The 17,721-nt window shown below is 65.0% G+C and carries 16 protein-coding genes; 7 read left to right on the top strand and 9 right to left on the bottom strand.

All coding sequences use genetic code 11. The features are described 5' to 3' along the window. The first annotated feature begins 84 nt into the window (after positions 1 to 84). Positions 85 to 714, top strand: a complete 630-nt coding sequence (locus WMC41_RS19590; protein WP_432345832.1) for a TetR/AcrR family transcriptional regulator — start codon at positions 85 to 87, stop codon at positions 712 to 714. A gap of 141 nt (positions 715 to 855) precedes the next feature. Here WMC41_RS19590 and WMC41_RS19595 read toward each other — a convergent pair whose 3' ends face one another. From WMC41_RS19595 to WMC41_RS19630, 8 genes are all read right to left on the bottom strand, one after another. Continuing rightward, the gene (locus WMC41_RS19595; protein ID WP_288081110.1) at positions 856 to 2,577 is read right to left on the bottom strand and encodes an ABC transporter substrate-binding protein; all 1,722 of its coding nucleotides are present in this window, start codon (positions 2,575 to 2,577) and stop codon (positions 856 to 858) included. Positions 2,578 to 2,652: 75 nt separating this feature from the next. Further along, positions 2,653 to 3,072: a DUF2160 domain-containing protein gene (locus tag WMC41_RS19600; protein ID WP_084438163.1), complete on the bottom strand. Its 420-nt coding sequence runs from the start codon at positions 3,070 to 3,072 to the stop codon at positions 2,653 to 2,655. Beyond that, complete coding sequence (locus WMC41_RS19605; RefSeq protein ID WP_432345835.1) at positions 3,072 to 3,953, bottom strand: carbohydrate ABC transporter permease; 882 nt, start codon at positions 3,951 to 3,953, stop codon at positions 3,072 to 3,074. The genes WMC41_RS19600 and WMC41_RS19605 overlap by 1 nt, the downstream gene beginning before the upstream one ends. Positions 3,954 to 3,965: 12 nt before the next feature. Continuing rightward, positions 3,966 to 4,832: a carbohydrate ABC transporter permease gene (locus WMC41_RS19610; protein WP_244769240.1), complete on the bottom strand. Its 867-nt coding sequence runs from the start codon at positions 4,830 to 4,832 to the stop codon at positions 3,966 to 3,968. Positions 4,833 to 4,834: 2 nt separating this feature from the next. Then, positions 4,835 to 5,905, bottom strand: a complete 1,071-nt coding sequence (locus tag WMC41_RS19615; RefSeq protein WP_432345837.1) for an ABC transporter ATP-binding protein — start codon at positions 5,903 to 5,905, stop codon at positions 4,835 to 4,837. 10 nt (positions 5,906 to 5,915) lie between these two features. Continuing rightward, a complete protein-coding gene (locus WMC41_RS19620) occupies positions 5,916 to 6,998 on the bottom strand; it encodes an ABC transporter ATP-binding protein (RefSeq protein WP_432345839.1) in 1,083 nt (360 codons plus the stop codon). 40 nt (positions 6,999 to 7,038) lie between these two features. After that, positions 7,039 to 8,556, bottom strand: a complete 1,518-nt coding sequence (glpD, locus tag WMC41_RS19625) for a glycerol-3-phosphate dehydrogenase (protein WP_244769237.1) — start codon at positions 8,554 to 8,556, stop codon at positions 7,039 to 7,041. A 113-nt stretch (positions 8,557 to 8,669) separates the two neighbouring features. Beyond that, positions 8,670 to 9,440, bottom strand: coding sequence for a DeoR/GlpR family DNA-binding transcription regulator (locus WMC41_RS19630; protein ID WP_244769236.1), 771 nt, complete (start codon positions 9,438 to 9,440; stop codon positions 8,670 to 8,672). 146 nt (positions 9,441 to 9,586) lie between these two features. Here WMC41_RS19630 and WMC41_RS19635 point away from each other — a divergent pair, with 146 nt between their 5' ends. Next, positions 9,587 to 10,357 (top strand): SDR family NAD(P)-dependent oxidoreductase, encoded by a 771-nt coding sequence (locus WMC41_RS19635; protein WP_272807017.1) that lies wholly within the window; start codon positions 9,587 to 9,589, stop codon positions 10,355 to 10,357. A 14-nt stretch (positions 10,358 to 10,371) separates the two neighbouring features. Here the strand turns inward: WMC41_RS19635 and WMC41_RS19640 are convergent, their stop codons facing one another. Further along, a complete protein-coding gene (locus WMC41_RS19640) occupies positions 10,372 to 11,367 on the bottom strand; it encodes an MDR family oxidoreductase (protein WP_244769234.1) in 996 nt (331 codons plus the stop codon). A gap of 96 nt (positions 11,368 to 11,463) precedes the next feature. On the opposite strand from WMC41_RS19640, the gene WMC41_RS19645 reads away from it, so the two are divergent. The 5 genes from WMC41_RS19645 (at position 11,464) to fdhF (ending at position 17,717) form a co-directional block, all read left to right on the top strand. Continuing rightward, positions 11,464 to 12,357: a LysR family transcriptional regulator gene (locus WMC41_RS19645; RefSeq protein WP_244769233.1), complete on the top strand. Its 894-nt coding sequence runs from the start codon at positions 11,464 to 11,466 to the stop codon at positions 12,355 to 12,357. 180 nt (positions 12,358 to 12,537) lie between these two features. Then, positions 12,538 to 13,017, top strand: a complete 480-nt coding sequence (locus tag WMC41_RS19650; RefSeq protein ID WP_432345843.1) for a formate dehydrogenase subunit gamma — start codon at positions 12,538 to 12,540, stop codon at positions 13,015 to 13,017. Then, positions 13,014 to 14,570 (top strand): formate dehydrogenase beta subunit, encoded by a 1,557-nt coding sequence (locus tag WMC41_RS19655; protein WP_432345845.1) that lies wholly within the window; start codon positions 13,014 to 13,016, stop codon positions 14,568 to 14,570. The genes WMC41_RS19650 and WMC41_RS19655 overlap by 4 nt, the downstream gene beginning before the upstream one ends. Continuing rightward, on the top strand, positions 14,567 to 14,782 hold the full coding sequence (locus WMC41_RS19660; RefSeq protein WP_288081123.1) for a DUF4287 domain-containing protein: 216 nt from the start codon (positions 14,567 to 14,569) through the stop codon (positions 14,780 to 14,782). Before WMC41_RS19655 ends, WMC41_RS19660 begins: the two co-directional genes overlap by 4 nt. A gap of 55 nt (positions 14,783 to 14,837) precedes the next feature. Further along, complete coding sequence (gene fdhF / locus WMC41_RS19665) at positions 14,838 to 17,717, top strand: formate dehydrogenase subunit alpha (RefSeq protein ID WP_432345848.1); 2,880 nt, start codon at positions 14,838 to 14,840, stop codon at positions 17,715 to 17,717. The last annotated feature ends 4 nt before the right edge of the window (positions 17,718 to 17,721 follow it).

Genomic DNA, 17,721 nt, shown 5'->3' on the forward strand with positions numbered 1-17,721 from the left:
ACCTCGCAGAAATCTGAACAGTGTTTACATTGTGCTAGCGCACAATCTTTACACTGTAAAGATGACATGTCTGCGAGACCTGCGATGAACGAGAAAAAAACTGCCGAACGCGGCTATCACCACGGCGACCTGCGCGACGCGCTGATCCGCGCCGCCGACGAACTGCTCGCCGAGCGGGGCCTCGAAGGGTTCACGCTGCGCGAGACCGCCCGGCGCGCCGGGGTCTCGCCCGCCGCCCCCTCGCACCATTTCGGCGGCACAGCCGGCCTTCTCACGGAGGTCGCCGCCCTCGGCTGGGCGGAGCTTGCCCGCCGGCTGGCGATTGCCGGCGACACCGGCAGCACGGCCGAACGTCTCAAGGCGCAGGGCGTCGCCTATGTGCGCTTCGCCGTGGAATTTCCCGGCCGCTTCCACCTGATGTTCCGCCACGACATGCTGCTGCGCGACCAACCGTCGCTGGACCGGGCGACGGGCGCGGCCTGGAATGCGCTCGAACGAACCGTGCGCGCCCTGCGCGGCCAGAAGGAAGGCGAGGAACTCGACGCCGAGGGCGAGGCCATGCTGATCGGCATCTGGTCGACGGCGCACGGTTTCGCCCACCTGACGCTCGACAAGAAGCTTTCCCGCATGGCCGAATGCGGCAGCGACACGGACATGCTCGACACGCTCTTCCCCTCCATCATCGATACGCTCTGGGTGAAGCGGCTCGGCTGAGACGAAAAGGCCCGCGCACCTTTCGGCGCGCGGGCAAAGGGGATCGGATGATACGGCATTTCCCGCAAGACCGCGTCGCGGCCTTACCGGAAATGCCGGAAAGATGGCCGCGGGCGAAACGCCGCCCGCGGCCGGTTCGCCTTACTTCTGCCAGCTCTTGACGAGTTCGTCATAGTTGACGGTGAGCGGCTTTTCCTTTTCGTTCTCGATCTTCAGCTGCGGCGCGAGATTGCCCTTCGCAACGGCATCCTTGTTCCAGTATTCGAGATCGTGCTCTTCGGCGAGCTTCGGACCCATGTCGCCCATGACACCGGCACGCTCGAGGCGCTCCAGCACCTTCTCCTGCTCGGCGCACAGAGAATCCATGGCTTCCTGCGCGGACTTGGCGCCCGAGGAGGCATCGCCGATCGCCTGCCACCACAGCTGTGCCAGCTTCGGATAGTCCGGGATGTTCGTACCGGTCGGCGACCACTGCACGCGGGCCGGCGAACGGTAGAACTCGATCAGACCGCCCAGCTTCGGCGCCCGCTCCGTGAACGACGGATGGGCGATCGAGGATTCGCGGATGAGCGTCAGGCCGACATGGCTCTTCTTGACGTCGACCGTCTTGGAGACGACGAACTGCGCATAGAGCCAGGCGGCCTTGGCGCGGTCGTCAGGCGTCGACTTCAACAGCGTCCAGGAACCCACGTCCTGGTAGCCGAGCTTCATGCCGTCCTTCCAGTAGACGCCGTGCGGCGACGGGGCGAAGCGCCACTTCGGCGTGCCGTCCTCGTTGACGACCGGCAGGCCTTCCTTCACGAAGTCGGCGGTGAACGCCGTATAGGTGAACATCTGCTGGGCGACTTCGCCCTGCGAGGGAACCGGGCCGGATTCGGAGAAGGTCATGCCGCCGGCAGCCGCCGGTGCATAGGCCTTCAGCCAGTCGAGGTACTTCTGGATGGCATAGACCGAAGCCGGGCCGTTGGTGTCGCCGCCGCGGGCGACGCACGAGCCGACCGGACGGGAATTCTCGTCGACCTTGATGCCCCATTCGTCGACCGGCAGGCCGTTCGGGATGCCCTTGTCGCCGTTGCCGGCCATCGAGAGCCAGGCATCGGTGAAGCGCCAGCCGAGCGACGGGTCCTTCTTGCCGTAGTCCATGTGGCCATAGACCTTCTTGCCGTCGATCTCGCGGCCGGTGAAGAACTCGGCGATGTCCTCATAGGCCGACCAGTTGACCGGAACGCCGAGGTCGTAGCCGTACTTCTCCTTGAAGTCCGCCTTGTTCTTCTCGTCGTTGAACCAGTCGTAGCGGAACCAGTAGAGGTTCGCGAACTGCTGGTCGGGCAGCTGGTAGAGCTTGCCGTCCGGTGCCGTCGTGAAGGACTTGCCGATGAAGTCGTCGAGGTCCAGACCGGGATTGGTGACGTCCTTGCCTTCGTTCGCCATGAAATCGGTCAGCGAACGGGCCTGCTGGTAGCGCCAATGGGTGCCGATCAGGTCCGAGTCGTTGACATAGGCGTCGTAGATGTTCTCGCCCGACTGCATCTGCGTCTGGAGCTTCTCGATGACGTCGCCTTCGCCGATCAGGTCGTGGGTGATCTTGATGCCGGTGATGGCGGTGAAGGCCGGCGCAAGGACCTTCGATTCGTATTCATGCGTGGTGATCGTTTCCGAAACGACCTTGATCTCCATGCCGGCGAAGGGCTTGGCAGCATCGATGAACCACTGCATCTCCGCTTCCTGGCCGGCGCGGTCGAGCGCGGACAGGTCGCCGATTTCCGCATCGAGGAATTTCTTGGCGGCATCCATGTCCGCGAATGCGGAGCCGGTGAACGCCAGCAGCATGGCTGCCGTCGTCGTCAGAAGTTGCTTTCGCATATTGATCCTCCCTTGGGGTTTTGCGATTGCATGCGCGAAGGCCCCTATTCTCCCCGGGGCCTCCCTTTCCTTTGCCTAGACGAAGCGGAACACGCCGATGGCGTAGACCACGGACAAGGCAAGAGCCCACCACAGGTTGGGGCCGACGAGCCCCAGCCATGCGAGATGAATGAACGCCGAGCCGAGCAGCGACACGAAGAGCCGGTCGCCGCGGGTCGTCTCGAAGCGCAGGATGCCGACGCGCGGGGACCCGCCCGGACGGGCATATTCCCACACCGCCATCAGCGCGATCAGCGTGAAGATCGTCAGGAAGAACATGGCCGTCGGGAACGACCAGGCCATCCAGCCGCCCGGAATGAGCGAGGCGAACCAGTCGCGCGCGCCGTCCTTGACGGGGATCGCCATGACGAGGAGGCCCGTGATGACGGCATAGGCGGCGAGCACGGCGGCAAGCGCCACGGGCCAGCGGTTGTTGCGGTTTGCGACGGCGGCCATCAGACCCTCCCCAGGGCAAAGCCCTTGGCGATGTAGTTGCGGACGAAATAGATGACGAGCGCGCCGGGAATGATGGTGAGCACACCGGCGGCGGCCAGCACGCCCCAGTCCATGCCCGAGGCCGAGACCGTGCGCGTCATCGTGGCGGCGATCGGCTTGGCGTCCGTCGTCGTCAGCGTGCGGGCGATCAGGAGCTCGACCCAGGAGAACATGAAGCAGAAGAAGGCGGCGACACCGATGCCCGAGGCGATCAGCGGCACGAAGATCTTGGCGAAGAACTTCGGGAACGAATAGCCGTCGATATAGGCGGTCTCGTCGATCTCCTTCGGCACGCCGGACATGAAGCCCTCGAGGATCCAGACGGCGAGCGGCACGTTGAACAGGCAGTGCGCGATGGCGACGGCGATATGCGTGTCGATCAGGCCGAAGGCCGAATAGAGCTGGAAGAACGGCAGCGCGAAGACGGCCGGCGGCGCCATGCGGTTGGTCAAGAGCCAGAAGAACAGGTGCTTGTCGCCGAGGAAGCGGTAGCGCGAGAAGGCGTAGGCCGCCGGCAGCGCCACGGCGACCGAGATGACCGTGTTCAGGACCACATAGAGGATCGAGTTGATATAGCCCGAATACCAGGCCGAATCGGTGAAGATCACGGCGTAGTTCCGGAGCGTCGGCGACTGCGGCCAGAGCGAGAAGACGCCGGTGATCTCCTGGTTCGTCTTGAAGCTCATGTTGACGAGCCAGTAGATCGGCAGCATCAGGAAGACGATGTAGAGCGTCGGAATGAGCCAGGAGAGGCTGCGCTTCGAGCCGGCCCCGGCCTTCGCGCCGGCATTGCTCGCAACGCTCGTCTGGATGGTGTTTGCGGTGGTTGCCTGTGAGGTCATGGTTTTCCTCCCTCACGCCTGCTCGTCGCTGCTGGTCATGACCGTGTAGAAGATCCACGAGAGCAGCAGGATGATCAGGAAGTAGATGATGGACATGGCCGCGGCCGGGCCGAGGTCGAACTGGCCGATCGCCATCTTGACGAGGTCGATCGACAGGAAGGTGGTCGAATTGCCGGGGCCGCCGCCGGTGACGACGAATGGCTCGGTATAGATCATGAAACTGTCCATGAAGCGCAGCAGGAAGGCGATGAGCAGCACGCGCTTCATCTTGGGAAGCTGGATGTAGCGGAACACGGCCCAGCGCGAGGCGCCGTCGATCTTGGCGGCCTGGTAATAGGCCTCCGGGATCGAGACGAGGCCGGCATAGCAGAGCAGCACGACAAGGCTCGTCCAGTGCCAGACGTCCATGATGATCAGCGTCAGCCAGGCATCGAAGACGTTGTTGACATAGTTGTAGTTGATGCCGAGCGAATGGAGCGTGCGGCCGAGCAGGCCGATGTCGACGCGGCCGAACACCTGCCAGATCGTGCCGACGACATTCCACGGGATGAGCAGCGGCAGCGCCATCAGGACGAGGCAGACCGGCACGCCGAGGCCCTTCTTGGGCATGTTGAGCGCGATCAGGATGCCGAGCGGGATCTCGATGGTCAGGATGATGCCGGAAAAGAGCAGGTTGCGGCCGAGCGCCTGCCAGAAGCGGTCGGATTCCAGAACGTCGGAGAACCAGCCGACGCCGTTCCAGAAGAACTGGTTGTTGCCGAACGTGTCCTGCACCGAATAGTTCACCACCGTCATCAGCGGGATCACCGCCGAGAAGGCGACGAGCAGCAGGACGGGCAGGACCATGAACCAGGCCTTGTTGTTCCAGGTCTTGTTCATTGTCAGCCCTCCCTGCCGACACGCCAGGAATCGGCGTAGATGTTGATGGCCGCGGGATCGAAGGTGACGCGCGGCTCGGCGGGGATTTCGCCGTCCTCGGGAACGACGATGGCGATCGGCTTGCCGGCGAATTCGGCGCGCACGATCTTCTGCCGGCCGATATCCTCGACCTTGCTGATCGAGACTGGCATGCCCTCGCGCGACAGCGCGATGAATTCCGGGCGGATGCCGAGTTCCGTCTTCGCGCCGGCGGCGACCTGCGGCCGGTAGTCGAGCGTAAGCGTCTCTTCACCGACCCTGATGCTGTTGCCGTCGATGAATACCGGCAGCACGTTCATGCCCGGCGAGCCGATGAAGTAGCCGACGAAGGTGTGGCTCGGCTTTTCGAAAAGCTCGGCCGGCGTACCGATCTGCACGATCTGGCCGTCATACATGACCACGACCTTGTCGGCGAAGGTCAGCGCCTCGGTCTGGTCATGCGTGACATAGACCATGGTGAAGCCGAACTGCCGGTGCAGCTTCTTCAGCTGCGAGCGCAGCACCCATTTCATATGCGGGTCGATGACGGTCAGCGGCTCGTCGAACAGGATAGCGTTGACGTCGTTGCGCACCAGGCCGCGGCCGAGCGAGATCTTCTGCTTCTGGTCGGCGGTGAGCCCGCGCGCCGTCTTCTTCGCCCAGCCCGCGAGATCGATCATTTCCAGGATCTCGCGCACGCGGCGATCGACTTCAGGCTCCGCGACGCCACGGTTGCGCAAGGGGAAGGCGAGATTGTCGTAGACCGTCATCGTGTCGTAGATGACCGGAAACTGGAAGACCTGCGCGATGTTGCGCTGCTGCGTCGAAAGGTAGGTGACATCCTTGCCGTCGAACAGGATGCGCCCCTCGGACGGCTGCAGCAGGCCGGAGATGATGTTGAGCAGCGTGGTCTTGCCGCAGCCCGAGGGGCCGAGCAGCGCATAGGCGCCGCCGTCGTTCCACTCGTGGTGCACTTCCTTCAGCGCATAGTCCGCTTCCGATTTCGGTTTTTCGCCGTAGGCGTGGCGGATGTGGTCGAGATTGATGCGTGCCATGGTCTCCTCCTCAGGCCGCCGCGGCCGCGGGTTCCGCGATCGCCCTGCCGTCCGTGCCGAAGGCCATCAGATGGCGCGTATCGACATGGACGGTGATGACCGCGTCCGGCTCGATGTCGTGGATGCCCGGCGAGAGCATGACCCAGCGGCTGCCCTCGAACTCGATGTGAATGAAGCTTTCCGAGCCGGCGATCTCGGAAATCGCCGTGCGCGCCTGAAGGCTCGCGGAAGCCGGATGCTGGCTGGCGAGCGAAAGGTGATGCGGATGGAAGGCGATGGTGCTGGGGCCGTCCGGCAGCGCGACAAGATGCACCGGCACCGGCAGGACCGGCTTGCCGCCGATCTCGAAATGGCCGCCGGTCTTCAGCACCTGCATGGTGTTGAGCGGCGGGTCGGCGAAGGTACGCGCGGTCAGAAGATCGTTCGGGCGGCGATAGACGTCGATCGTGCGGCCGAACTGGGTGATGCGGCCCTCGGAGAGCGTCGCCGTGTTGCCGCCGAGCAGCAACGCCTCGGAGGGTTCCGTCGTCGCGTAGACGAAGATCGCGCCGGAGGCGGCGAAGATCTTCGGCAGTTCGAGGCGCAGCTCCTCGCGCAGCTTGTAGTCGAGGTTGGCGAGCGGCTCGTCGAGCAGCACGAGGCTGGCATTCTTGACGATGGCGCGGGCGAGCGCCGTGCGCTGCTGCTGGCCGCCCGAAAGATTGAGCGGCGTGCGGTCGAGATAGGGCGTCAGCTTCAGGAGATCGGCCGCCTTGCGCACTTCCCGGTCGATGGTCGCGTTGTCGGCGCCCTTGATGCGCATCGGCGAGGCGATGTTCTCGTAGACGGTCAGCGCCGGATAGTTGATGAACTGCTGGTAGACCATGGCGACGCCACGATCCTGCACGCGCACGCCCGTCACGTCCTTGCCGTCGAACCAGACGGAACCGGATGTCGGCGTGTCGAGGCCGGCCATCAGCCGCATCAGCGAGGTCTTGCCCGACAGCGTCGGGCCGAGCAGCACGTTGAGCGAGCCGCGCTCGAGCACGAGGTTGGTCGGATGGATGTGCGTCTCCGCCCCCGCCACCTTCGTGATGTTCTTGAGTTCCAGCATTCCTGTCTCCGTCGTTCCTCCCAGCCACCGGAAAAGGTCGCTAGTGGGGGGCCGCCTGTGCAGCCGCCATGTAGTCTTCCAGAACAGCCGCCTCCGCGGCTGTCAGATGCAATCCGCGTTTGGTCCGCCGCCACAGCACGTCCTCGGCATGCCGGGCCCATTCTTCCTTCATCAGCCAGCGCACTTCGCGCTCATAAAGGTCGCTGCCGAAATGCCGGCCGAGATCGTCGATGCCCTTCGCGCCGTCCAGCATCGCCGCCGCCCGCGTGCCGTAGAGCCGCACGAGCCGGCGGGCATGGGCCGGGGCGAGGAAGGCGAACCGCGCGGAAAGCCCCTTCACCTCGGCATCGAACCCGTCGACCTTGAAATCGCCGCCGGGCAGGCGCGAACCGGCCGTCCAGCGGTCCCCCTTCGCGCCGATCGCATCCCCGATCTTCTCCAGCGCCGATTCGGCGAGGCGCCGGTAGGTGGTGAGCTTGCCGCCGAAAATGTTGAGCAACGGCGCCTGGCCATCGCCGCCCTCGACCTTCAGCACGTAGTCGCGCGTCGCTTCCTGCGCCTTGCTGGCGCCGTCGTCGAAGAGCGGGCGCACGCCGGAATAGGTCCAGACGATGTCGTCCCGCTTCACCGGCTCGGCGAAATATTCGCTCGCCGAGGCGCAAAGATAGTCGATTTCCGCGTCGCTGATGCGAACATCCCGGGGATCGCCCTGGTAGTCCCGGTCGGTCGTGCCGATCAGCGTGAACTCTTCCTGGTAGGGAATGGCGAACATGATACGCCCGTCCGGGTTCTGGAAGAAGTAGGCGCGCGGATCAGAGAACTTCGTCTTCACGACGATGTGACTGCCCTGCACGAGGCGGACATTGTGCACGTCGTTGCGGCCGAAGGCGGTGGAGAGGACCTTGTCGACCCAGGGACCTGCCGCATTGACCAGCATGCGCGCCCGGAAATTTTCACGCGCGCCCGTCTCGACATTCTCGGTCTCGACGGCCCAGTGGCCATTTTCGCGGCGCGCGGTGACGACCCGGGTAGCCGTGCGGATATCCGCGCCGCGATCGGCGGCGTCGCGGGCATTGAGAACGACGAGGCGGGCATCGTCCACCCAGCCGTCGGAATATTCGAAGGCCTTGCGGAAGAGCTTCTTCAGCGGCCCGCCCGCCGGATCCTTTGCAAGGTCGAGCGTGCGGGTGGCCGGCAGCAGCTTGCGCCCGCCGATATAGTCGTAAAGGAAGAGGCCGAGACGGATGAGCCAGGCCGGGCGCAGGCCGCCCTTCTGGAAGGGCAGCACGAAGCGCATCGGCCAGATGACGTGCGGCGCCATGGCCCAGAGCACTTCGCGCTCCATCAGCGCCTCGCGCACCAGGCGGAATTCGTAATGTTCGAGATAGCGCAGGCCGCCGTGGATGAGCTTGGTGGAGGCCGAGGACGTGCCCGACGCAAAGTCCTTCATCTCGGCAAGCACGACCGAATAACCACGGCCCGCCGCATCGCGCGCGATGCCGCAGCCATTGATGCCGCCACCGATAACGAAAATATCGCGGATCACGTCGCCGTTCAAATTCCCCTCCCATTTCGCATCGCACAAATCTGCGCAGTTGCGAAAGCCAGTGGAGTTAAAACGAAAACATTTCGAATGTCAAACGAATGTGAGTGAAAACGTCATTTCCGCCCTCAGGGTGGAGAGGACGTTTCCACGAGACGCACGTCATGCTCCTGGCAAATGCTGCGAATGCCCTCGAAAGGACAGCTGTCGGTGATGAAAGTGTGGACCTGCGAGAGGTGGCCGATGCGAACCGGCGCGGTCCTTTCGAATTTCGTCGAATCCGAAACCAGGATGACGTGACGCGCATTCGCGATGATCGCCTGCGCCACCTTCACCTCGCGATAGTCGAAATCGAGCAGCGCGCCGTCCTCATCGATCGCGGAAACGCCGATGACGGCATAGTCCACCTTGAACTGGCGGATGAAATCGACCGCCGCCTCGCCGACGATGCCGCCGTCCGCGCCGCGCACGACGCCGCCGGCAATCACCACCTCGATCGAGGGGTAGACGCGCAAACGGTTGGCGACGTTGATATTATTGGTGATGACCATCAATTCCTTGTGATCGAGCAGCGCCTCGCCCACCGCCTCCGTCGTCGTTCCGATATTGATGAAAAGCGAGGAATTGTCCGGGATCATGGCCGCGGCGGCGCGTCCGATCGCCTGCTTTTCCGGCGCGGCGATGGAGCGGCGCGCCTCGTATTTGACATTCTCGTTGCCGCTCGGGAACAGCGCCCCGCCATGGATGCGCGTCAAGACCTTGTTATCGCAGAGATCGTTGAGATCCTTGCGGATGGTCTGCGGCGTCACGGAGAAGCGCGCCGCAAGGTCCTCCACGAGCACGCGGCCCTCGGCCTTGGCGAGATCGAGGATCTCCGCCTGGCGACCTGTCAGAAACATTGGCTCCTCCCATTGCTTTCGTTTGTTTTCATAATATGCAAAAACGAAAGCACATCAATTGATCCGCCCCGCCTTCTTGGAGTGCGCCCCACTTTTTGTGATACTGGGCCGGCAGCGGGTTGCGGCGAGCATCGGGAGGAAAGCACATGTTTCATCCGGCCTTGTTCAAGGGCGCCAACGTCGTCGTGACGGGCGCGGGGCGCGGCATCGGCCTGGAGATCGCCCGGCAGTTCCTCGATTGCGGCGCCCATGTGCTGCTGCATGGCGGGCGGGCGCCTTCCGGCCCATTGCCCGATTTCCTGGAAAACGCCGTCGCGGAGGCCCGCGCCCATATCGTCTATTCCGACTTCCTCGTCGAAGGCGGCATCGGCGCGATCCTGCAGCGGGTGGACAGCCTCTTCCCGCATGTCGACGTGCTCATCAACAATGCCGGCACGATGGTCGGCCGCTTCCCGGCCGCCGAGCTGACGGACGAGCAGTACGAGACCGTCGTGCGCCTCAACCAGACCTCCGTCGTCGAGGTGACGCGCGCGCTGCTGCCTTCATTGCTCCGGGCGCCAAGCGCCGCCATCGTCAACACGGTCTCGATCTCGGCGCTCACCGGCGGCAGCCCGGGTTCGGCGATCTATTCGGCGACCAAGGCCTTCGTTTCGACCTATTCCAAGGGGCTGGCGCGCGAGCTCGCGCCGGACGGCATCCGCGTCAACTGCGTCTCGCCGGGCACGATCACCACCGACTTCCATTCGCGCTATTCGTCGGCCGAAAAGCTGGAGGCGACGCGCAAGACCATTCCGCTACAGCGGCTCGGCACGGCGGAGGACTGCGCCCCCGCCTATCTCTTCCTCGCCTCCAAGGCCCTTTCCGGTTATATCACCGGCCAGGTGCTGGAGGTGAACGGCGGCCAGCTGATCTGCTGAGACCGGTGGCCCGGTCAAGCGTTGACGTCTATGACGACGCGGCCTTTCACCTTGCCCTCGAGGATCCTGCCGGCCAGCTCCGGCAGGTCGGACAGCCGGTGCTCCACCACCATGGCCTCCAGCTTGTCCATCGGCAGGTCGGCGGCGATGCGGTTCCAGGCATCGACGCGCTGGTCGTAGGGCCGCATGACCGAATCGATGCCGAGCAGGCTGACACCACGCAGGAGGAACGGGATGACGGTGAAGGAGGGAACCGCGGCACCGGCGGCAAGGCCGACCGCGGCGACGGCACCGTCATATTTCATCTGCTTGAGCACCCGCGCCAGCATGTCGCCGCCGACAGCATCGACGGCACCGGCCCAGCGCTCCGATTCCAGCGGCTTGCTGCTCGCCTCCGACAGTTCGCCGCGGTCGACGATCGTTTCGGCACCCAGTTCCTTCAGGTAGCCCGCCGCTTCCGGCCGCCCCGTGACGGCGGCGACCGAATAGCCGAGCCGTGCCAGCAGCGCGACCGCCACCGAGCCGACGCCGCCCGCCGCGCCCGTCACCAGCACCTCGCCTTTCAGCGGCGAAAGGCCGGCCTCTTCCAGCGCGATGACGGACATCATGGAGGTGAGCCCCGCCGTGCCGATCGCCATGGCCTGCCGGGTCGACAGCTCCTCCGGCAGCGGCACCAGCCAGTCGGCCTTGACCTTCGCCCGCGTCGCGTACCCGCCCCACCAGACTTCGCCGACCCGCCATCCGGTCAGCACCACCCGGTCGCCCGGCCGGTAGCGCGGATCGTCCGACGCTTCGACCGTGCCGGCGAAATCGACGCCCGGCACATGCGGGAAGGCACGCACCAGCCCGCCCTTGCCGTTGATGCAGAGCCCGTCCTTGTAGTTGAGCGTCGAATACTCGACGGCGACGGTGACGTCGCCGTCCGGAAGCCGCGAATCGTCCAGTTCCTGGACCGACGCGGAAACCGCGCCATCCGCCCCCTTCTCCACCAGCAATGCCTGGAACGTCATGGCTTTCTCCTCGTGCTCATCCATTCGTCCCAGATATAGGGCGCGGGGCATTGGTGCCGCCACTGTTCTTTTGTATCAAGGACGCGGAGGCACGGGATGATAGACAAGCTCGAATACTTCATTGCGCTTGCCCGCGAGAGACATTTCGCCCGGGCGGCGGAAGAGCTCGGCATCTCGCAGCCGACGCTTTCGGCGGCGATCCGCCAGCTGGAGGACCATCTGGGCGTGATGCTCGTCGTGCGCGGCTCGCGCTACCAGGGCCTGACGCCGGAAGGCCAGCGCGTGCTCGAATGGGCCCGCCGCATCGTCGGCGACACGCGCACCATGCGCGAGGAGATGCGCGCGGCGCGCAAGGGCCTGTCCGGCCATATCCGCCTTGCCGCCATCCCGACGACGCTCGCCATGGTGCCGCGCATCACCGCTCCCTTCCAGGAAAAGCACCCGGACGTCACCTTCTCCATCGTTTCCACCACGTCGATCAAGATCCTCGGCCTCCTGGAGAACCTGGAGATCGACGCCGGCCTCACCTACCTCGAAAACGAGCCGCTCGGCCGCGTCACCAGCGTGCCGCTGCTGCACGAGCACTATTGCCTCGTCACCGCCCGCGGCACGCCCTTTGCCGATCGCCAGACCGTGACCTGGCAGGAGGCCGGCGGCGTTCGACTTTGCCTATTGACCGCCGACATGCAGAACCGGCGCATCATCAACCGGCACTTTGCCGAAGCGGGCGTTTCGGTGGAGCCTTCGCTGGAAGCCAATTCGATGATCGTGCTGTTCTCCCATGTGCGCACAGGACGCTGGGCGAGCATCATGCCGCGAAACGTCGCAAAATCGTTTGGATTTCCTGACGAAATAAGTATAGTTTCCCTCGTCGATCCCGAGCCGCACCACACCGTCGGCCTCGTCGCCACCCATCGCGAGCCCTTCACCCCGCTCGTGTCCGCCCTGCTGCACGAAGCACGCGTGCTGGCGGAGAAGGGGATCGATTGATAGGTTTTTTCTATCGATCAACGGCTTTGCTTTATTGACCGGTCGCCTCCCGGCTGAGAAGCTGTTAGAATAGCGCGTGGATCGACAGGGTTCCGGTCTTCGCCGAGCAGTTTCAATGGTATCGACGCGGCAGAACCCGGAGGCCTTGCGGTTCATTCGTGTCGGTTGGGAGGCCTGACGATGAATGTGCACGTACCCGGCAGCAATGTCGGCGCAAGAACGCTGGCGATCGTCAGCGAACTGAAGGGGCTCGAAGGGCCGCTTCTTCCCATCCTGCACGAGATCCAGGCGGAGTTCGGCTTCGTGCCGCAGGAAAGCCTGCCGGTGATTGCCCGCGCGCTCAACCTGTCGCGCGCCGAGGTGCATGGCGTCGTCACCTTCTATCACGACTATCGCGACCACCCGACCGGACGGCATGTGCTCAAGCTCTGTCGCGCCGAGGCCTGTCAGTCGATGGGCGGGGACGAGCTGGCGGAGCGCGTGAAGGCGCTGCTCGGCATCGATTTCCACCAGACGACGCTGGACGGCGCCGTCACGCTCGAACCGATCTACTGTCTCGGGCTCTGTTCCTGCGCACCCGCCGCGATGCTCGACGGCGAGGTGCATGGACGGGTCGATGCGGATCTGGCGAAGGAACTCGTCGCGGAGGCACGCCGATGACCGTTCGTCTCTACGTTCCCCGCGATGCCGCAGCCCTTGCGCTCGGCGCAGACCGCGTCGCCAAGGCCTTCTCCCGCGAGGCGGAGACCCGCGGGCTCGACATCACGATCGTGCGAAACGGCTCGCGCGGCATGCACTGGCTGGAACCGCTGGTCGAGGTCGAGACGGCCGAAGGCCGCATCGCCTACGGACCCGTCAGGCCCGCCGACGTGCCCGCCCTGCTCGATGCCGGCCTGCTGGACGGCAAGGCTCATCCGCTCTGTCTTGGCGGAACGGAAGAGATTCCGTTCCTGAAGAACCAGACCCGCCTCACCTTCGCCCGCTGCGGCGTCATCGATCCCCTTTCGCTCGAGGACTACAAGGCCCATGGCGGCCTCCGAGGCCTCGAAAAGGCCATCGCGATGGCGCCCGCCGACATCGTCAAGAAAGTCACCGACAGCGGCCTGCGCGGCCGCGGCGGCGCAGGCTTTCCGACGGGCATCAAATGGAAGACGGTTCTCGATGCGCCGGGTGACCAAAAATACATCGTCTGCAACGCCGACGAGGGCGACAGCGGCACCTTCGCCGACCGCATGATCATGGAAGGCGATCCCTTCGTGCTGATCGAGGGCATGGCGATCGCGGGCCTTTCCACCGGCGCCACCAAGGGCTACGTCTACACCCGCTCCGAATATCCGCACGCCATCGCTGTGATGAACGACGCCGTCGCCATCGCGCGTGCCGCCGGCATGCTCGGCCCGTCCGTGCTCGGCTCCGGCAGGGCGTTCGACATGGAGATCCGCGTCGGCGCAGGCGCCTATGTCTGCGGCGAGGAGACGGCGCTGCTCAACAGCTTGGAAGGCAAGCGCGGCATCGTGCGCGCCAAGCCGCCGCTGCCGGCCCTGCAGGGCTTCATGGGCCGCCCCACGGTGGTCAACAACGTCATCTCGCTCGCCTCCGTGCCGGTTGTGATGGGCAAGGGCGCCGCCTATTACCGCGATTTCGGCATGGGTCGCTCGCGCGGCACGATCCCGATCCAGATCGCCGGCAACGTCAAGCATGGCGGGCTCTACGAAACCGCCTTCGGCCTGACGCTCGGCGAGATCGTCGACACGATCGGCGGGGGCACCGCCTCCGGCCGGCCGGTCCGCGCCGTGCAGGTCGGCGGCCCGCTCGGCGCCTATTTCCCGCGCGCCCTGTTCGACACGCCCTTCGACTACGAGGCCTTCGCCGCGAAGGACGGCCTCATCGGCCATGCCGGCATCACCGTCTTCGATGACACGGTCGACATGCTGAAGCAGGCGCGCTTCGCCATGGAATTCTGCGCCGTCGAAAGCTGCGGCAAGTGCACGCCCTGTCGCATCGGTTCGACGCGCGGCGTCGAGACCGCGGACAAGATCGCCCAGGGCATCGAGCCCGAAAAGAACCGCGAACTGCTCGCCGACCTCTGCAACACCATGAAGTTCGGTTCGCTCTGCGCGCTCGGCGGCTTCACGCCCTATCCTGTCATGAGCGCCATGACGCATTTCCCGGAGGATTTTTCCCCGGCCCCGATGGTGGAGGCGGCGGAATGAGCGCGGCGGAAAAGGTCAAGGGCCCGGCATCCTACTTCCCCTCGATCGAGAAGACCTACGGTCAGCCGATCGAGCACTGGAAAGAGATCATCCGCGCGCAGGACGGCAAGGCGCATATGCAGATCGTCGCGTTCCTCAAGGAAACGCACGGTCTCGGCCATGGCCATGCCAATGCGCTCGTCGCGGCGACGCTCGCCGAGACGAAGTCGTAGAAACAAGTGAAGTCGCCGCCCACCCGCGGCGCAACGGATTGACCCGGAGGTTCCCATGTCCCTCGTTCCAGAAATCGACTTCGGCACTCCCGCCTCCCGCTCGGAAAGGATGGTGACGCTCACCATCGACGGGAACGAGATCACTGTTCCCGAGGGCACCTCCATCATGCGCGCCTCGATGGAGGCCGGCATAAAGGTGCCGAAACTCTGCGCCACCGACATGGTGGATGCCTTCGGCTCCTGCCGGCTCTGCCTCGTCGAGATCGAGGGCCGCAACGGCACGCCCGCCTCCTGCACGACCCCGGTGGCGCCCGGCCTCTTCGTCCACACCCAGACGAGCCGGCTCAAAAACATCCGCAAGGGCGTGATGGAGCTCTACATCTCCGACCACCCGCTCGACTGTCTCACCTGCGCGGCGAACGGCGACTGCGAATTGCAGGACATGGCCGGGGCGGTCGGCCTGCGCGACGTGCGCTACGGCTACGAGGGCGACAACCACGTCAAGGCGCGCAGCAACGGCGAGATCAACGCCCGCTGGATGCCGAAGGACGAATCGAACCCCTATTTCACCTACGATCCGTCGAAATGCATCGTCTGCTCGCGCTGCGTGCGGGCGTGCGAGGAGGTGCAGGGCACCTTCGCGCTGACCATCGAGGGCCGCGGCTTCGACAGCCGCGTCTCGCCCGGCATGCACGAGCACTTCCTCGAATCCGAATGCGTCTCCTGCGGCGCCTGCGTGCAGGCCTGCCCGACGGCGACGCTGACCGAGAAATCCGTCATCGAGATCGGCCAGCCGGAGCATTCCGTCGTCACGACCTGCGCCTATTGCGGCGTCGGCTGCTCCTTCAAGGCGGAAATGCGCGGCGAGGAGCTGGTGCGCATGGTGCCCTGGAAGGACGGCCAGGCGAACCGTGGCCATTCCTGCGTCAAGGGCCGCTTCGCCTATGGCTACTCGACCCATAAGGAGCGCATCCTCAACCCGATGATCCGCGAGAAGATCTCGGACCCGTGGCGCGAGGTGACCTGGGAGGAAGCCAATGCCCACGTCGCCGCCGAGTTCCGCCGCATCCAGTACCAGTACGGCCGGGATTCGATCGGCGGCATCACCTCCTCGCGCTGCACCAACGAGGAGACCTTCCTCGTCCAGAAGCTGATCCGCGCCGGCTTCGGCAACAACAATGTCGATACCTGCGCCCGCGTCTGCCATTCGCCGACGGGCTACGGCCTCGGCCAGGCCTTCGGCACCTCCGCCGGTACGCAGAATTTCGACAGCGTCGAGCACACGGACGTCGTCATCGTCATCGGCGCCAACCCGACGGACGGCCATCCGGTCTTCGCCTCGCGCCTGAAGAAGCGCCTGCGCCGGGGCGCCAAGCTGATCGTCATCGATCCGCGCCGCATCGAGCTCGTCTCCTCGCCGCACATCAAGGCGTCCTACCACCTGCCGCTGAAGCCCGGCACGAATGTCGCCGTCGTCACGGCGCTCGCCCATGTCATCGTGACGGAAGGCCTCTTCGACGAAAAATTCATCCGCGAGCGCTGCGACTGGTCGGAGTTCGAGGACTGGGCCGCTTTCGTCGCCGAGCCGCGCCACAGCCCCGAGGAAACCGAGGCCTTCACCGGCGTGCCGGCGGAGACGCTGCGCGGTGCCGCCCGCCTGTTCGCCACCGGCGGCAACGGCTCGATCTATTACGGCCTCGGCGTCACCGAGCACAGCCAGGGCTCGACGACCGTCATGGCGATCGCCAACCTTGCCATGGCGACCGGCAATATCGGCCGCGAGGGCGTCGGCGTGAACCCGCTGCGCGGCCAGAACAATGTGCAGGGCTCGTGCGACATGGGCTCCTTCCCGCACGAACTGCCGGGCTACCGCCACATCTCCGACGACGCGACGCGCGAGATCTTCGAGAAGCTGTGGGGCGTGACGCTCAACAACGAGCCGGGCCTGCGCATCCCCAACATGCTGGACGCCGCAGTCGAAGGCTCGTTCAAGGGCCTCTACATCCAGGGCGAGGACATCCTCCAGTCCGACCCGGACACCAGGCACGTCTCCGCAGGCCTCGCCGCCATGGAATGCGTCGTGGTGCAGGACCTCTTCCTCAACGAGACGGCGAACTATGCCCATGTCTTCCTGCCGGGCTCGACCTTCCTCGAAAAGGACGGCACCTTCACCAATGCCGAGCGCCGCATCAACCGCGTGCGCCGCGTGATGACGCCGAAGAACGGCTATGCGGACTGGGAGGTCACCCAGAACCTCGCCAGGGCCATGGGCCTTGCCTGGAACTACAGCCATCCTTCCGAGATCATGGACGAGATCGCCGCGACGACGCCGAGCTTCGCCCTCGTTTCCTACGACTATCTGGAAAAGAACGGCTCGGTGCAGTGGCCCTGCAACGAGAAGAACCCGCAGGGCTCGCCGATCATGCACGTCAACGGCTTCGTGCGCGGCAAGGGCAAGTTCATCCGCACGGAATATGTCGCGACGGACGAGAAGACCGGCCCGCGCTTCCCGCTGCTGCTCACCACCGGCCGTATCCTCAGCCAGTACAATGTCGGCGCCCAGACGCGGCGCACGGAAAACGTCGTCTGGCACGAGGAGGACCGGCTGGAGATCCACCCGCACGACGCGGAAAACCGCGGCATCCGCGACGGCGACTGGGTGCGCCTCGCCAGCCGCGCGGGCGAGACGACGCTGCGCGCCCTCGTCACCGATCGCGTCGCGCCGGGCGTCGTCTACACGACCTTCCACCACCCGACGACGCAGGCGAACGTCATCACCACCGATTTCTCCGACTGGGCGACGAACTGTCCGGAGTATAAGGTGACCGCCGTGCAGATCTCGCCGTCGAACGGCCCGTCCGACTGGCAGATCGAATATGACGACCTGGCCCGCCGCTCACGCCGGATCAGGGGCAAGCTGGAGGCAGCGGAGTAGGATA

This window comes from Shinella yambaruensis, assembly GCF_050859155.1.
Classification (GTDB): Bacteria; Pseudomonadota; Alphaproteobacteria; order Rhizobiales; family Rhizobiaceae; genus Shinella; species Shinella yambaruensis.

Coding starts and splice junctions, on each gene's coding strand:
- WMC41_RS19590 (WP_432345832.1), top strand. CDS start 85: ATGAACGAGAAAAAAACTGCCGAACGCGGCTATCACCACGGCGACCTG.
- WMC41_RS19595 (WP_288081110.1), bottom strand. CDS start 2,577: ATGCGAAAGCAACTTCTGACGACGACGGCAGCCATGCTGCTGGCGTTC.
- WMC41_RS19600 (WP_084438163.1), bottom strand. CDS start 3,072: ATGGCCGCCGTCGCAAACCGCAACAACCGCTGGCCCGTGGCGCTTGCC.
- WMC41_RS19605 (WP_432345835.1), bottom strand. CDS start 3,953: ATGACCTCACAGGCAACCACCGCAAACACCATCCAGACGAGCGTTGCG.
- WMC41_RS19610 (WP_244769240.1), bottom strand. CDS start 4,832: ATGAACAAGACCTGGAACAACAAGGCCTGGTTCATGGTCCTGCCCGTC.
- WMC41_RS19615 (WP_432345837.1), bottom strand. CDS start 5,905: ATGGCACGCATCAATCTCGACCACATCCGCCACGCCTACGGCGAAAAA.
- WMC41_RS19620 (WP_432345839.1), bottom strand. CDS start 6,998: ATGCTGGAACTCAAGAACATCACGAAGGTGGCGGGGGCGGAGACGCAC.
- WMC41_RS19630 (WP_244769236.1), bottom strand. CDS start 9,440: ATGTTTCTGACAGGTCGCCAGGCGGAGATCCTCGATCTCGCCAAGGCC.
- WMC41_RS19635 (WP_272807017.1), top strand. CDS start 9,587: ATGTTTCATCCGGCCTTGTTCAAGGGCGCCAACGTCGTCGTGACGGGC.
- WMC41_RS19640 (WP_244769234.1), bottom strand. CDS start 11,367: ATGACGTTCCAGGCATTGCTGGTGGAGAAGGGGGCGGATGGCGCGGTT.
- WMC41_RS19645 (WP_244769233.1), top strand. CDS start 11,464: ATGATAGACAAGCTCGAATACTTCATTGCGCTTGCCCGCGAGAGACAT.
- WMC41_RS19650 (WP_432345843.1), top strand. CDS start 12,538: ATGAATGTGCACGTACCCGGCAGCAATGTCGGCGCAAGAACGCTGGCG.
- WMC41_RS19655 (WP_432345845.1), top strand. CDS start 13,014: ATGACCGTTCGTCTCTACGTTCCCCGCGATGCCGCAGCCCTTGCGCTC.
- WMC41_RS19660 (WP_288081123.1), top strand. CDS start 14,567: ATGAGCGCGGCGGAAAAGGTCAAGGGCCCGGCATCCTACTTCCCCTCG.
- fdhF (WP_432345848.1), top strand. CDS start 14,838: ATGTCCCTCGTTCCAGAAATCGACTTCGGCACTCCCGCCTCCCGCTCG.